The sequence below is a fragment of the Allobosea sp. BK604 genome (assembly GCF_004341515.1).
In the GTDB taxonomy this organism is placed as follows: Bacteria; Pseudomonadota; Alphaproteobacteria; order Rhizobiales; family Beijerinckiaceae; genus Allobosea.
Window position 1 is genome coordinate 90,185 of sequence record NZ_SLZF01000004.1, and the last position, 13,526, is coordinate 103,710.

Annotated in this window: 13 protein-coding genes; 6 read left to right on the forward strand and 7 right to left on the reverse strand. The window is 66.8% G+C overall.

All coding sequences use genetic code 11. The annotated features are described in order from the left end of the window. Positions 1-5 precede the first annotated feature (5 nt). Complete coding sequence (locus tag EV560_RS13560) at positions 6-1,430, forward strand: ABC transporter substrate-binding protein (protein WP_248312064.1); 1,425 nt, start codon at positions 6-8, stop codon at positions 1,428-1,430. Between the two features lie 4 nt (positions 1,431-1,434). Next, complete coding sequence (locus tag EV560_RS35770; RefSeq protein ID WP_165923455.1) at positions 1,435-1,575, forward strand: hypothetical protein; 141 nt, start codon at positions 1,435-1,437, stop codon at positions 1,573-1,575. Positions 1,576-2,042: 467 nt separating this feature from the next. Here EV560_RS35770 and EV560_RS13565 read toward each other — a convergent pair whose 3' ends face one another. The 6 genes from EV560_RS13565 to EV560_RS13590 form a co-directional block, all read right to left on the reverse strand. Further along, positions 2,043-3,152 (reverse strand): 5-methyltetrahydropteroyltriglutamate--homocysteine S-methyltransferase, encoded by a 1,110-nt coding sequence (locus EV560_RS13565; protein WP_131856317.1) that lies wholly within the window; start codon positions 3,150-3,152, stop codon positions 2,043-2,045. Between the two features lie 15 nt (positions 3,153-3,167). Next, positions 3,168-3,938, reverse strand: coding sequence for an ABC transporter ATP-binding protein (locus EV560_RS13570; RefSeq protein ID WP_131856318.1), 771 nt, complete (start codon positions 3,936-3,938; stop codon positions 3,168-3,170). Then, entirely contained in the window at positions 3,931-4,683 is a 753-nt protein-coding gene (locus tag EV560_RS13575; protein ID WP_131856319.1) for an ABC transporter ATP-binding protein, read from the reverse strand. Before EV560_RS13575 ends, EV560_RS13570 begins: the two co-directional genes overlap by 8 nt. Next, entirely contained in the window at positions 4,680-5,702 is a 1,023-nt protein-coding gene (locus EV560_RS13580; RefSeq protein ID WP_131856320.1) for a branched-chain amino acid ABC transporter permease, read from the reverse strand. The genes EV560_RS13575 and EV560_RS13580 overlap by 4 nt, the downstream gene beginning before the upstream one ends. 155 nt (positions 5,703-5,857) lie before the next feature. Then, entirely contained in the window at positions 5,858-6,712 is an 855-nt protein-coding gene (locus tag EV560_RS13585) for a branched-chain amino acid ABC transporter permease (protein WP_131856321.1), read from the reverse strand. Between the two features lie 140 nt (positions 6,713-6,852). Beyond that, positions 6,853-8,034 (reverse strand): ABC transporter substrate-binding protein, encoded by a 1,182-nt coding sequence (locus EV560_RS13590; protein WP_131856322.1) that lies wholly within the window; start codon positions 8,032-8,034, stop codon positions 6,853-6,855. Positions 8,035-8,653: 619 nt separating this feature from the next. On the opposite strand from EV560_RS13590, the gene EV560_RS13595 reads away from it, so the two are divergent. From EV560_RS13595 to cysN, 4 genes are all read left to right on the forward strand, one after another. After that, positions 8,654-9,439: an SDR family oxidoreductase gene (locus EV560_RS13595; protein WP_131856323.1), complete on the forward strand. Its 786-nt coding sequence runs from the start codon at positions 8,654-8,656 to the stop codon at positions 9,437-9,439. Between the two features lie 171 nt (positions 9,440-9,610). Next, positions 9,611-10,450 (forward strand): phosphoadenylyl-sulfate reductase, encoded by an 840-nt coding sequence (locus tag EV560_RS13600; RefSeq protein WP_131856324.1) that lies wholly within the window; start codon positions 9,611-9,613, stop codon positions 10,448-10,450. After that, on the forward strand, positions 10,447-11,349 hold the full coding sequence (gene cysD / locus EV560_RS13605) for a sulfate adenylyltransferase subunit CysD (protein WP_131856325.1): 903 nt from the start codon (positions 10,447-10,449) through the stop codon (positions 11,347-11,349). The genes EV560_RS13600 and cysD overlap by 4 nt, the downstream gene beginning before the upstream one ends. Then, entirely contained in the window at positions 11,349-12,980 is a 1,632-nt protein-coding gene (gene cysN / locus EV560_RS13610) for a sulfate adenylyltransferase subunit CysN (protein ID WP_131856326.1), read from the forward strand. Before cysD ends, cysN begins: the two co-directional genes overlap by 1 nt. 96 nt (positions 12,981-13,076) lie before the next feature. Here the strand turns inward: cysN and EV560_RS13615 are convergent, their stop codons facing one another. After that, positions 13,077-13,478, reverse strand: coding sequence for a RidA family protein (locus EV560_RS13615; protein ID WP_131856327.1), 402 nt, complete (start codon positions 13,476-13,478; stop codon positions 13,077-13,079). Between the last annotated feature and the right edge of the window lie 48 nt (positions 13,479-13,526).

Below are 13,526 nucleotides of genomic sequence, written 5' to 3' on the forward strand. Positions count from 1 at the left end.
TCGTGATGGGACATCGCAACCTGCCGGGCCGCCTGCTGCGCTCGGCCCTGGTTATTGCGGCGGGCTCGATGCTGCTGACCGGCGCCGCCTCGGCCCAGACGCTGCGGACGGTGATCAACGCCGATATCCGCGGCCTGATGCCGGGCAGGAGCCCCGACATCTCGACCGGCAGCGTGTTGCAGAACGTCTATGAGGGGCTCGTCGCCTGGCGCGCCGATGGCAGCGTCGCGCCGATGCTCGCCGACAAGATCGAGACCTCGGATGAAGGGCGCAGCTATACCTTCACGCTGCGCGACGGCATCACCTTCCACAACGGCGCGCCGCTGACCGCGAAAGAGGTCGTCTGGACCTGGACGCGTTTCCTCGATCCGAAATCGGCCTGGCCCTGCCGCGGCAATTTCGACGGCTCGAACGCGATCAAGGTCGAGACGGTCGAAGCGCTCGACGACAGGCGCGTCGTCTTCCATCTCGCCAGCCCGAGCGGCGCCTTCCTCAGCGCCATGGCCCGCGCCGATTGCGACTCGACCGCCATCGCCCATCCCGCTTCCGTCGATGCCGACGGCAACTGGATCGCCGCCATCGGCACCGGCCCGTTCAAGCTCGCCGAATGGCGCAAGGGCCAGTTCGTCGAGCTTGCGCGCTTCGACGCCTACAAGCCGCGCAGCGAGGCAGCCGACGGTCTCGCGGGAGCCAAGGCAGCCAAGGTCGAGAAAATCCGCTTCGAGCTGATCCCGGATGCGCAGGCGACGAAGCTCGCGCTCTTCCAGGGCAAGATCGATATCTGGCCCGAGGCCGACAGCAACCAGATCAAGGAACTGCAGCAGAACCCGGCGGTCAGCGTGGTCTCGACGCCCTTCTCGGCGATCTACGCCCTGCCGTTCCAGACGCGCGATCCGGCCCTGGCCGATCCGCGCATCCGCCAGGCGATCAACTATGCCATCGACCGCCAGAGCATGTCCGCCGCCCTTGTCGACGGCAAGGTGCCGCCCTCGGGCTCGCTGATCCCGGCGACGAGCAGCTATTACGGCGCGGTCGAGAAGACCGGCGCCGAATTCGACCCCGCCAAGGCCAAGGCGTTGCTCGCGCAGGCCGGCTACAAGGGCGAGCGCATCGTCATCCTGACCAACAAGCAGAATGCGATCATGGCGGATACGGCGATTTATGTGCAGTCGATGCTGCGCGCCGTCGGCCTCAACGCCGAGGTCGAGATGCTGGAATTCGGCGCGCAGTTCGAGCGCTATTATGCCGGGCGCTACCAGATGATGGTCTGGAACGTCACGCCCTATCTCGACCCGCTCTTCATCGTCGAGCGCTTCACCGGCGGACAAGGCGCGCCAGGCCGACAAGCCCTGGGACAATCCCAAGGCGCGCGAGCTGCTGAAGAGCCTCTTCGCCGAGAGCGACGTCGCCAGGCGCCAGGCGCTCTATGACGAGATGCACAAGCTCTACCTGCAGGACATGCCGATGGTGGTCTGGGGCACGCGCGTCGGCTTCAGCGCGATGCGCAAGAACGTCTCGGGCTATGAGGGTTGGCCCGGGCAGAAGCCGCGATTCTGGGGCGTGTCCGTGAATTGAAGGGCGCCACCTTCTCCCCTTGCGGGAGAAGGTACCCCGAAGGGGCGGATGAGGGGTCGCGCTGCCCTGCATCGGTGAGCTTGTTCGAGTGGGTGCGGTAGCCGTCGCGCGACCCCTCATCCGTCTCGGCTTCGCCGAGCCACCTTCTCCCGCAGGGGGAGAAGGGAGGGAGCCGCAGCCCCAGACCTCCGTCTCGACGATCAGCCCGATCGTCGGCCACTCCCGCCAGAGCAGAAGCGCGATTTCGAGGTGTTTTGGTCAATCGAAGGGCGCCCCCTTCTCCCCTTGCGGGAGAAGGTGCCCCGAAGGGGCGGATGAGGGGTCGCGCTGCCCTGCATCGGTGATCTTGTTCGAAGGGTTGTGCGGTAGTCGTCGCGCGACCCCTCATCCGTCTCGGCTTCGCCGAGCCACCTTCTCCCGCAAGGGGAGAAGGGAGGGCCTCCCGCAGGAGGAGAAGGAAGGGAGCCTCAGCCCCAGACCTCTCGCGACGTCTCGACGATCAGCTCGAGCTTCCGCCACTGTTCGTCCTCGGCCAGTGTGTTGCCTTCCTCTGTCGAGGCGAAGCCGCATTGCGGCGAGAGGCAGAGCTGCTCCAAAGGCGCGAATTTCGAGGCTTCGTCGATGCGGCGCTTCAGATCGTCCTTGCTCTCAAGCACGCCGGTCTTGGAGGTCACCAGCCCGAGCACGACCTGCTTGCCCTTGGGCAGGAAGCGCAGCGGCTCGAAGCCGCCGGAGCGGTCATTGTCCCATTCCATGAAATAGCCGTCGACCGGCATGGTGTTGAACAGCAGCTCCGCGATCGGCTCGTAGCCGCCGGACGCGATGAAGGTCGAGCGGAAATTGCCGCGGCACAGATGCATGGTGATGGCCAGGTCTTTCGGCTTGTCCGCGAGCGCGGCGCGGACCATGCCGGCATAGATCTCCGGCTGGTGCTCGGGATCGTCGCCCCGCGCCCGCAGCATCTCGCGCTGCTCGGGGTCGCAGAGATAGGCGAAGGAGATGTCGTCGAGCTGCAGATAGCGGCAGCCGGCGTCGTAGAAGGCGTGCACGGCCTTGTTATAGGCGCTGCCGACATCGGCGTAGAACGCCTCCATCTGCGGATAGACGCCCATATTGATCATCTTCCGGCCGCCGCGATAATGCAGCATGCTCGGGCCGGGAATGGTCATTTTCGGCGTCGAGCCGGGCGAGACATTGTCGCGCAGGAAGCGGAAATGCTCGATCATCGGATGGCCGGAGAAGCCGATCTTGCCGGTAATCCGCAGCGATTTCGAGATGCCGACGCCGCCCTTGAAGTTCATGCCGGAATCGGCGGTGATCGCGTCGACGCCGTCGAGTTCCTCCATGAAGTCGAAATGCCAGTAGGCGCGGCGGAACTCGCCATCGGTGATGCCCTTGAGGCCGATCGCCTCCTGCTTTTTGATCAGCTTGCGGATCTCGGTATCCTCGATCGCCTTGAAGGCGGCATCGTCCATCGTGCCGGCGGCGTGCTTTTCGCGAGCCTCCTTCAGCGGCGCGGTGCGCAGCAGGCTGCCGACCATGTCGGCGCGGAACGGGGGAGTGGTCCTGGCGGTCATGCTCTTGTCCTCAGGTCAGTGAGCGTGTTGCCCGGTCCCGCCGGGCGGAACCGGTGTCGATGAACGCCGAGGCCGGGCAGGGCGCTCGGCGACGGAGAGATGCGCGGCCATAGCCGCCTCGTCGGCCAGCAGCTCGGCGGAGCTGGCCGCGTGCACGATCGCGCCTCGGTCGAGGATCACGGCCCGGTCGGTCACCGGCAGGATCTTCCGCGCCTTCTGCTCGACCAGGATCACGGTCAGCTTCTCCTCACGGATCAGCCTGGCGATCGCGGCGAGCAGCTCGTCGACGATGATCGGCGCAAGGCCTTCCAGCGGCTCGTCGAGCAGGAGCAGCTTCGGATCGAGCATCAGCGCCCGCGCCACGGCGAGCATTTGCTGCTCGCCGCCGGAGAGCTGGTTGCCGAGATTGCGCCGGCGCTCGCCGAGGCGCGGGAACATGGCGTAGACCCGCTCGATGCCCCAGGCGCTGCCGCGCTGCACTGCGGTCAGGTTCTCCTCGACCGTGAGCGAGCGGAAGATGTTGCGCTCCTGCGGCACCCAGCCGATGCCGAGCGCCGCGCGCCGCTCCGGCGCGAGCCGGGTGATGTCCTCGCCATTGAAGCGCATCCTGCCGGAGACATGCCGCGTCAGCCCCATGATGCTGTCGATCAGGGTGGTCTTGCCGGTGCCGTTGCGGCCGAGCAGGGCGAGCGCCTGGCCCGCATCGAGCGAGAGCGAGAGACCGTTGATCACGACGGCGTCGCGATAGCCTGAAACCAGGCTCTCGATCGCGAGGAGCTCAGACATGCGCGTCCTCCCCGAGATAGACCGCTTTCACGCGCGGATCGCCGGCGATCTCATCGACCGGGCCCTCGGCGAAGAGCATGCCCTGCACCAGCACCGAGATGCGGTCGGCGAAGGAGAAGACCAGCTCCATGTCGTGCTCGATCAGCAGGACGGTGACATTCTCGGGCAGCGCCGCGACGCTGTCGAGCACGTCGTGGCGCTCATCCTCGGGTACGCCGGCAGCCGGCTCGTCGAGCAGCAGCAGCTTCGGCTTGCAGGCCATGGCGAGCGCGATCTCGAGCAGGCGCTGCTTGCCATAGGGCAAGGTGTTGGTGCGCCGCGTCATCATCGCCCCGAGCTGCATGCGGGTGAGCAGGGCCTCGGCCTCGTCGATCACGGCGCTGTCGGAACCGACCCGCGACCAGAAGCGCGCGCCGGTGCCCTGGCGCTCGGCAATGGCGAGGCTGACCGTCTCCAGCGGCGTCAGGTCGGGAAAGAGCTGGTTGATCTGGTAGGTGCGGGCCATGCCGCGCCGGACCCGGCCCTGCTGGCTGACGCGGCTGATGTCCTCGCCATTGAGGTGGATCGTGCCCGCGCTCGGCGGCAGCACGCCGGTCAGCAGGTTGATGAAAGTGGTCTTGCCGGCGCCGTTCGGGCCGATCAGCGCGTGTCGGGCGCCCTGCGCCACCGTGAGCGAGATCTCGCTATTGGCCTTGAAGGCGCCGAAGCTCTTGCCGAGCCCGTCCGTCTGGAGTGCGGGTGTCATGGCCGGCGCCCCCCGATCAGCCGCAGCAGCGGCGCGAACGGCCGGGCGATCCCAGCCACCAGTCGGTCCCGGCCGATCAGCACCAGGATCACCAGGATGAAGCCCATCCAGAAGATCCAGTAGGCCGGCGTCATCGCCGAGAGCGTGTCCTTCATCAGCTTGAAGGCGATGGCGCCGATCAGCCCGCCATAGAGATAGCCGGAGCCGCCGATGACGAGCACCAGCAGCGCATCGGCAGAGCGCGAGAAATCGAGCACTTCCAGCGAGACGAATTGCGTCGTCTGGGTCAGCAGCGCCCCGGCCATGCCGGCATAGACGGCTGCGAGCGTGTAGATCGCGATCAGCCGCCGGTTCGGCGCGATGCCGATCGTCGCGGCGCGCAGCCTGTTGTCCTTCAGCGCCTTCAGCGACAGGCCGAAGGGCGAGTTGACGATGCGCCGCGCCGCTAGGAAGAGCAGGAAGGTCACGCTCAGGCTATAGACATAGGCGGTCCTGCCGGTGAAATCGAACTCGAACCGTCCGAGAATGGCGCTCGGCGCGACACCGAGCAGCCCATCCGTGCCGCCGGTGATCCAGTCGAGCCGGTTGGCGATCTCGTGGAAGATCAGGGCGACGCCGAGCGTCACCATCAGGCGGGTGAGATCGGTTCCGCGCAGGATCATGAAGCTGGCGAGGAAGCCGGCCGCGCCCGCGAGCGCACCCGAGATGAGCAGCCCGGTCACCGGCTCGGTGACGCCGTATTTGGTCAGCAGCCCCGCCGCATAGGCGCCGACGCCGAAGAAGGCGGCATGGCCGAGCGAGACGATGCCGGCATAGCCGAGGATCAGGTCGAGCGAGAGCGCGAACAGGCCGAGGATCGCGATCTCGTTCATCAGGAGATGGCGATTCGGCAACAGAAGAATCAGCGCGAAAGCACTGAGCCAGAACAGATATTCGGGCCAGCGCCAGGCCGCTTTCGCGTTCAGGAAGGCAGCTGGCGCGGAGGTTTCCCTGGTCTCGGGCGGGACGGAGGTGAGCATGGCTAGCGCGCCTTCCCATCAGAGAAAGACGCGCCGCTGCACTCCGCCATTGCAAGCGTAGCGAAGCCATGCAGGAGGATCGCGCACCACGTCCCCCTGGATTGCTTCGTCGCTTCGCTCCTCGCAATGACGGGTGCGGATGGTTGCGCCATGGCTCAGCGTCCCCGCGCGAACAGGCCCTGCGGCCGGATCATCAGCACGGCCAGCATCATCGCATAGATGATGAAGGCGCCAAGCTGGGGCACAAGGTACTTGCCCATCACATCGGCGACGCCGAGCAGCAGCGCCGCCAGCAACGGCCCCGTCAGGCTGGACGTGCCGCCGACCGTGACCACGATCAGGAAGTAGAGCATGAACTTGAGCGGGAAGCCGGGATCGAGCCCGACGATCTCGGCGCTGAGTGCACCGCCGAGCCCGGCCAGTCCCGAGCCGAATGCGAAGGTGATCGCAAAAACCGTGCCGACGGGAATGCCGAGCCCGCGCGCGACGCGCCTGTCGTCGACCGCGGCGCGCAGCTGGCTGCCGAAGCGCGTTCGCGCCAGGATCAATTGCAGGCCGAGCGCCATCAGCCCGCAGATCACCACGAGGAAGAGCCGGTAGACGCCGATGCCGACGCCGGCGACGGTGATCCGCCCCTGCAGATAGCTTGGCAATTGGATATTCTGCTGCGACGAGCCCATCAGGTAATCGGCGGCGGCGATCGCCATGAAGACGAGGCCGATCGAGAACAGCACCTGGTCGAGATGGCTGCGCTCGTACATCCGGACGTAGAGCGTGCGCTCGAAGACGAGGCCGAGAGCGGCACTGAACAGGAAGGCGAGCGGCAGGCAGGCGAGGAAGGGCACGCCGAAACGCGTCATCAGCACGACCGTGGCGTAGCCGCCGGCCATTGCGAAGGCGCCATGGGCGAGGTTGACGAAGTTCATCAGCCCCAGCGTGACGGCGAGCCCAGCCGCCATTACGAAGAGCAGCATGCCATAGGCAATCCCGTCGAACAGGATGGTCAGCAAAGGGGGACGGGCTCCGATACGATGCTGCGTGCTGCGTGCTGCGAGCAGGCGCGTGCGCGGCGCCTGCTCGTCCAGTGGTCCCGGATCGGGGCTTGGCCGCGTCCGGGATGATCGCCTAGGCAATCACTTGGTGGCGTCGATCACTTGGCGGCTTTGACCGGGTCCGCCACCGCTTCGAAGGTCGAGAACTCGACATTGTAGAGCTGGCCATCGACCCGCTCGACCTTGCGGACATAGACGTTCTGGACGATGTCGCGGGTCTTGGGGTCGATCGAGATCGGCCCGCGCGGGCTCGTCCAGCTCATGCCCTTCATGGCTTCGAGCAGCGCTGTGCCGTCGGTCGAGCCATTGGTCTTCTTCAGCGCCTCGTAGATCAGGTTCATGCCGTCCCAGCCGCCCATGGCCATGAAGTTCGGGCGCATGTTGGCGGCCTTGGTGAAGGCGGCGACGAAGGCCTTGTTCTCGGGCGAGTTATGGTTTGCCGAATAATGGTGCGAGGTGACGGTGCCGAGCGCGACATCGCCCATGCTGTCGACCTGGTCGTCATCGGTGACGTCGCCGGTCGCAATCAGCCTGACGCCCGACTTGTCGAGCCCGCGCTCGACGAATTGCTTCATGAACTGCGAGCCGAAGCCGGAGGGCACGAAGACGAAGAGCGCGTCGGGCTTGGCATCGCTGACGCGTTGCAGGAAGGGCGCGAAATCGGGATTGCGCAACGGCACGCGCACCTCGCCGATGACCTCGCCGCCGGCCGCGGTCAGCCGCTCCTTGAAGGTCTTCTCGGCGTCGATGCCCGGGCCGTAATCGGTCACCAGGCTCATCGCCTTCTTGACGCCGTTCTTGCTCGCCCAGTCGGCGATGCCGATCGTCACCTGCGGCAGCGTGAAGCTGGTGCGCACGATATAGGGCGATTGCTCGGTGATCGAGGAGGTCGCCGCCGCCATCACGACCATCGGCGTTTTCGACTGAGTCGCCAGCGGCGCAGCGGCGAAGGCGAGCGGAGTCAGCCCGAATCCGGCGAGGACGCTGACCTTGTCGTTGACCAGGAGCTCCTGCGCGATGCGGCGGGTCACGTCCGGCGTGCCGGTATCGTCCTTGACGATGAGCTCGATCTTCTTGCCGGCGACGGTCGCGCCCTTCTCAGCGATATAGAGCTTGGCCGCGGCCTCGACCTGCCGCCCGGTCGAGGCGGAGGGGCCGGTCATCGGCAGGATCAGGCCGATCTTCACCGTCTCCTGCGCCAGCGCCGGAGATCCGGCAAGCACGAGAGCGCCGCCGAGCGCGATCGCCGCCCGGCGCGAGAAGGCAAATCTGGATGTCATCGAGCTCTCCCTAAGATGTGCGATTATCGCACTATTATTCTGAAATCGCACAGGTTTTCCGCCGATTGCTTGAACCTGTCAATTAGGTCGATAGGCGAGGTCGATGACAATTATCACTTGAGCGGCAGCGGCGCCCGGATTCTGCCGCGGCGCCATATTGCCGCGCCGGACGATCCGCCAATCGCGGGGGTGGGATCAGCCTGTTCTTATTCCGTGCCTCCCGCCGCCGGCTTCGGACTGAGCTTCTGGTCTGACTTGTGTGTGGAAGTTGGGGCCTCGTCGGGCTCGGGATTGATCGAGACCTTCTTCAGGGAGTCCTTGTCCGGTGCGCCCTGGATCGACCTGACCTTCCGCTCCTCTTCCGGCGATAGCTTGTTTCCGCGCCCGTCTCGCATGGTGGTGGCCTCCTTCTGGTGGTCCCCCTCGGGGTTTAAACCGATGGCCCGGACCCCTGTTCCGCCTGCCGAGGGTCTTTGCCATCCTCTCCCTGGTCGTCCCTGAACAGATCATGGCCCGATCGGGCATTGCCCGTTGGCCGCGATCTGTAGCAGGAGTTGTCGGGATCGCGCCGGCATCGACCGCTGCGCGGCGCAACGCCCTGCTCGCATACGAGGGAATCATGGATCTCGGACTTCACGACAAGCGCGCCCTCGTGCTCGGCGCCAGCCGCGGCCTCGGCGCCGCCATCGCCCGCACGCTCGCCCGGGAGGGTGCCACGGTGATCGCCGCCGCCCGCAATACCGCCGCGATCGATGCCTGGATCGCCGAATGTCCTGTGGAGGTGCAGGGGCGCATCGTCGCCGCCAGCCTTGACCTGTCGGATGTCAATTCGGTCGAGACCCTGACCGGCGTGTTGGAACATGCTGGCGGTATCGACATCCTGATCGGCAATTCCGGCGGCCCGCCGCCCAAGGAGGCGAGGGAAGCGAGCCGCGCCGACTGGCTCGCCCATTTCGAGGCGATGGCAGCCAACCTGTTCCACCTGACCCAGGCCTTCCTGCCCGGCATGGCCGAGCGCGGCTGGGGCCGCATCGTCACCATCACCTCGTCCGGCGTCGAGCAGCCGATCCCGCGGCTCGCGCTCTCGAACGGCGTGCGCTCGGCCGTGCTCGCCTGGTCGAAGACGCTGGCCGGCGAGGTCGCGGCGCAAGGCATCACCGTCAATGTCGTCATGCCCGGCCGCATCCAGACCGAGCGGGTCGCGGAACTCGACCAGGCCGCCGCGTCCCGTGCCGGCAAGAGCGTCGAGGAGGCCGCCGCCGCCTCGCGCGCGACGATTCCCGCCGGCCGCTACGGCACGCCGCAGGAATTCGCCGATGTCGTCGCCTTCCTCGCCAGCGAGCGGGCGAGCTATGTGACGGGGGCCAAGATCAGGATCGATGGCGGCGCGACGCGCGGGATCTGACCTGGATCAGTCCGGTGGAATCGGCCGCAAAAGCCGATTCCGCCGGCTGTCGGGAAGGTTCTTCTACTTTCGACGTGAAATAAGAAAAACCACGCTACTGCCTGTGAATTGATCATTAGGGCCTGCGGGTATAGCTCAGGTGTTCGATTTACCGAACGCTGACGTGTTGCCATGTCCCTGGATAAGCTCGTCTCCGATCGGCGCCTGACCGGGCTGCGAGGCGAGCCCGGGGGCGTCGTACCCCACGAATCCGCGCTGCAGGCACGGGCGGCCGATCTGGTGCGTGCGTTCGGCGCGGCGGATGCGCCGGGACGCCTTGCCGGTCTGGTCGCCAGCGCGCCCGGCCGTATCGTCTTCACCTCCAGCTTCGGCCTCGAGGACCAGGTCCTCACCCATCTCATCGCCAGCGTGAAGCTGCCGGTCGAGATCGTCACCCTCGATACCGGCCGGCTCTTCCCGGAGGTCTATGCGCTCTGGGAGGAAACGGAGCGGCGCTATGGCGTGGTGATCCGGCCGTTCTATCCGCGGCATGAGGCAATCGAGCTCTATGTCCGCCAGAACGGCATCAACGGCTTCTATCATGCACGCGACGCCCGCAAATCCTGCTGCGATATCCGCAAGGTCGAGCCGCTCGGCCGCGCGCTCGCCGGCGCCGATCTCTGGATCACCGGGCTGCGCGCCGACCAGTCGGCCGCGCGTGGCGGCGTTCAGCTGGCCGAGGCCGATGCCGAGCGCGGGCTGATCAAGTTCAACCCGCTGCTCGACTGGTCGCGCGAGCAGGCGCTCGCCTTCGCCAGGAGCGAAGCAGTTCCGCTCAACCCGCTGCATGAGAAGGGTTTCGTCTCGATCGGCTGCCAGCCCTGCACCCGCGCCATCGCGCCGGGCGAGCCGGAGCGGGCCGGGCGCTGGTGGTGGGAGGACGATGCCGCCAAGGAATGCGGACTGCATGTCGGCGCGGACGGCAAGCTCACGCGCGCCAAGGCGCCGGAAGCGGCGGAGGCACGCTCATGATCCAGCTCAGCCATCTCCAGAAGCTCGAAGCCGAGGCGATCTTCATCATCCGCGAGGTCGTCGCGACCTGCGACAAGCCGGTGCTGCTCTATTCGATCGGCAAGGATTCCGCCGTCCTGCTGCATCTGGCGATGAAGGCCTTCTATCCGGCCAAGCCGCCATTCCCGCTGCTCCATGTCGACACGACCTGGAAGTTCCGCGAGATGATCCGGTTCCGCGACGAGACGGCGGCGCGGCTCGGCCTCGATCTCATCGTCCATATCAACCAGGATGGGGTGAGGGCGGGGATCAACCCCTTCGCCTCCGGCTCGCGCGTCCATACCGACGTGATGAAGACGCAGGGGCTGAAACAGGCGCTCGACCTTCACAAGTTCGACGCGGCCTTCGGTGGCGCGCGCCGCGACGAGGAGAAGAGCCGGGCCAAGGAGCGCGTCTTCTCGCTGCGCTCGCCCGAGCATCGCTGGGATCCGAAGAACCAGCGCCCCGAGCCCTGGCAGCTCTTCAACACCCGCAAGCATCGCGGCGAGAGCTTTCGCGTGTTTCCGCTCTCGAATTGGACCGAGCGCGACATCTGGGACTATATCGCGCTCGAGAACATCCCGGTCGTGCCGCTCTATTTCGCCGCCCCGCGCCCGGTCGTGCGCCGCGACGGCGCCTGGATCATGCGCGATGACGAGCGCATGGATCTGGCTCCCGGCGAGGTCGTCGAGACCCGCATGGTCCGCTTCCGCACGCTCGGCTGCTACCCGCTGACCGGGGCGGTCGAGAGCGAAGCGGCGAACCTCACCGATATCATCGCCGAGATGCGCTCCTCGCGCGCCTCCGAACGCCAGGGCCGCGTCATCGACCATGACGGCTCGGGCTCGATGGAACAGAAGAAGCAGGAAGGCTATTTCTGATGGGTCTTGCCGCCGAGAAGAAGCGCCAAAGCGCCGCTGCCCCGCTTCCCGCCAATGATGCCTCCGGCCTTGCCGGCACCGGCCAGAACTCGCTGCTGCGCTTCATCACCTGCGGCTCGGTCGATGACGGCAAGTCGACCCTGATCGGCCGCATGCTCTACGAGGCCGGGGCGGTCTTCGACGACCAGCTGAGCGCCCTCGACAGCGATTCCAGGAAGTTCGGCACGCAGGGCTCGCAGCCCGATTTCGCGCTGCTCGTCGACGGGCTCTCGGCCGAGCGCGAGCAGGGCATCACCATCGATGTCGCCTATCGCTATTTCGCCACGGACAAGCGCAGCTTCATCGTCGCCGACACGCCCGGCCACGAGCAATACACCCGCAACATGGCGACCGGCGCCTCGACCGCCGATCTCGCCATCATCCTGATCGACGCCCGCAAGGGCCTGCTGCCGCAGACGCGGCGGCATTCCTTCATCGTCTCGCTGGTCGGCGTCCGCCATGTCGTGGTCGCCATCAACAAGATGGACCTCGTCGATTACGACGAGGCGGTGTTCGAGCGCATCGCCGCCGATTATCGCGCGGCGGTGAAGAGCCTCGGCTTCGCCTCGGTCCATTTCATTCCGGTCTCGGCGCGCGACGGCGAGAACGTCATGCGCCCGTCGCGGGCGATGCCCTGGTATGACGGGCCGGCGCTGCTGCCCTTCCTCGAGACGATCGCGATCGCCCGGGCGGAGCGCGGCGAGGACGGCTTCATCCTGCCGGTGCAATGGGTCAACCGGCCGGATCTCGATTTCCGCGGCTATGCCGGCACGCCGGTGCGCGGCCGCATCCGCGTTGGCGAGGCGGTCACGGCATTGCCCTCCGGGCGCACCAGCACGGTCGCGCGCGTCATTGGCGCCGCCGGCGACACCAGCAATGCCGCCTCCGGCCAGGCGGTGACGCTGACGTTGACCGACGAGGTCGACATCTCGCGCGGCGATCTCATCGTCGCCGCGGAGGCGCCGCTGCCGGTGCGCCGCGAGCTCAAGGCGAAGCTGCTCTGGACCGGCGAGCGCGCCATGCTCGAAGGCGGCCAATTCGCGCTCAAGCTCGGTACCCAGGCCGTCAACGCCACGGTCGAGACCCTGCATCACAGCATCGATATCGAGGGTTTCCAGCCGGTGCCGGCGCAGAGCCTGCGCATGAACGGCATCGGGCTGGCGACCCTGCGCTTCGACCGGCCGCTGGTGGCGCTGCCCTATGACGACAGCCGCGAGCTCGGCGGCTTCATCCTGGTCGACCGGATCAGCAACGAGACGGTGGCCTTCGGCTTCGTCGCCGCCGAGGCGCGGCCGGGCCGTGACGAGCCGCTGCCGGAGGAGGGAGCGGCCCAGCGCTTTCGCTCCGCGGCGATCCGCCTGGTCGGACGACGCGGCACGCCGGAGCGGCGGCTGTGGTGGAGTGCAGTGAGCTGGCGCGTGCTCAGCACGGCCGGGCTGTTCGCGGCAGCGTTTGCGCTGACCGGGCGGCCCGACCTCTCCGGCGCGCTGGCGCTGGGCGATATCGCACTGCGGCCCTCGCTGCGGGCCCTGCATGCGCATCTCTGGCGCAAGCATCCCGGCGCGGCGCTACAGGACGGCGCCGGGATTTAATCTCCGTCATTGCGAGCGCAGCGAAGCAATCCAGGGGGACGTAGAGCGCTGCCGCCCCTGGATTGCATCGTCGCTGATGCTCATCGCAAGGACGCTTTAGCCGCCGATCACCGCCGTCGCCTCGATCTCGATCAGCGCCTGCTGCTCGACCAGCGCTACGACCTGCACCACGGCCATGGCCGGGAAATGTCGGCCGAGCACCTCGCGGTAAACCGGCCCCATCTCCTTCAGGCTGGCGCGATAGGTCGCGATATCCGTGACATACCAGGTCAGCCGCACGATATCCTCGACGCGCCCGCCGCCGGCCTCGACCACAGCCTTGATATTGACCAGCGTCTGGCGGAGCTGGCCGATGAATCCCTCGGCGAAGGCCCCCTGCGCATCCCAGCCGACGAGCCCGCCGGTGACGAGCACGCGCCCTTCGGCGACCATGCCGTTGGCATAGCCGCGCGGTACGGGCCAGCCCTCCGGCAGGATGGCGCGGTTCTGGTTCGACATGAGGGTTGCCTCGATTTGTGGGCTGTTGCAGCCGATTCCTAATGCAGA

Excerpts from the sequence above, each read along its gene's own strand:
- EV560_RS13580 (WP_131856320.1), bottom strand. The coding sequence starts at position 5,702 with ATGCTCACCTCCGTCCCGCCCGAGACCAGGGAAACCTCCGCGCCAGCT.
- EV560_RS13590 (WP_131856322.1), bottom strand. The coding sequence starts at position 8,034 with ATGACATCCAGATTTGCCTTCTCGCGCCGGGCGGCGATCGCGCTCGGC.
- cysD (WP_131856325.1), top strand. The coding sequence starts at position 10,447 with ATGATCCAGCTCAGCCATCTCCAGAAGCTCGAAGCCGAGGCGATCTTC.
- EV560_RS13600 (WP_131856324.1), top strand. The coding sequence starts at position 9,611 with ATGTCCCTGGATAAGCTCGTCTCCGATCGGCGCCTGACCGGGCTGCGA.
- EV560_RS13570 (WP_131856318.1), bottom strand. The coding sequence starts at position 3,938 with ATGTCTGAGCTCCTCGCGATCGAGAGCCTGGTTTCAGGCTATCGCGAC.
- EV560_RS13615 (WP_131856327.1), bottom strand. The coding sequence starts at position 13,478 with ATGTCGAACCAGAACCGCGCCATCCTGCCGGAGGGCTGGCCCGTACCG.
- cysN (WP_131856326.1), top strand. The coding sequence starts at position 11,349 with ATGGGTCTTGCCGCCGAGAAGAAGCGCCAAAGCGCCGCTGCCCCGCTT.
- EV560_RS13595 (WP_131856323.1), top strand. The coding sequence starts at position 8,654 with ATGGATCTCGGACTTCACGACAAGCGCGCCCTCGTGCTCGGCGCCAGC.
- EV560_RS13575 (WP_131856319.1), bottom strand. The coding sequence starts at position 4,683 with ATGACACCCGCACTCCAGACGGACGGGCTCGGCAAGAGCTTCGGCGCC.
- EV560_RS13565 (WP_131856317.1), bottom strand. The coding sequence starts at position 3,152 with ATGACCGCCAGGACCACTCCCCCGTTCCGCGCCGACATGGTCGGCAGC.
- EV560_RS35770 (WP_165923455.1), top strand. The coding sequence starts at position 1,435 with ATGCACAAGCTCTACCTGCAGGACATGCCGATGGTGGTCTGGGGCACG.
- EV560_RS13560 (WP_248312064.1), top strand. The coding sequence starts at position 6 with ATGGGACATCGCAACCTGCCGGGCCGCCTGCTGCGCTCGGCCCTGGTT.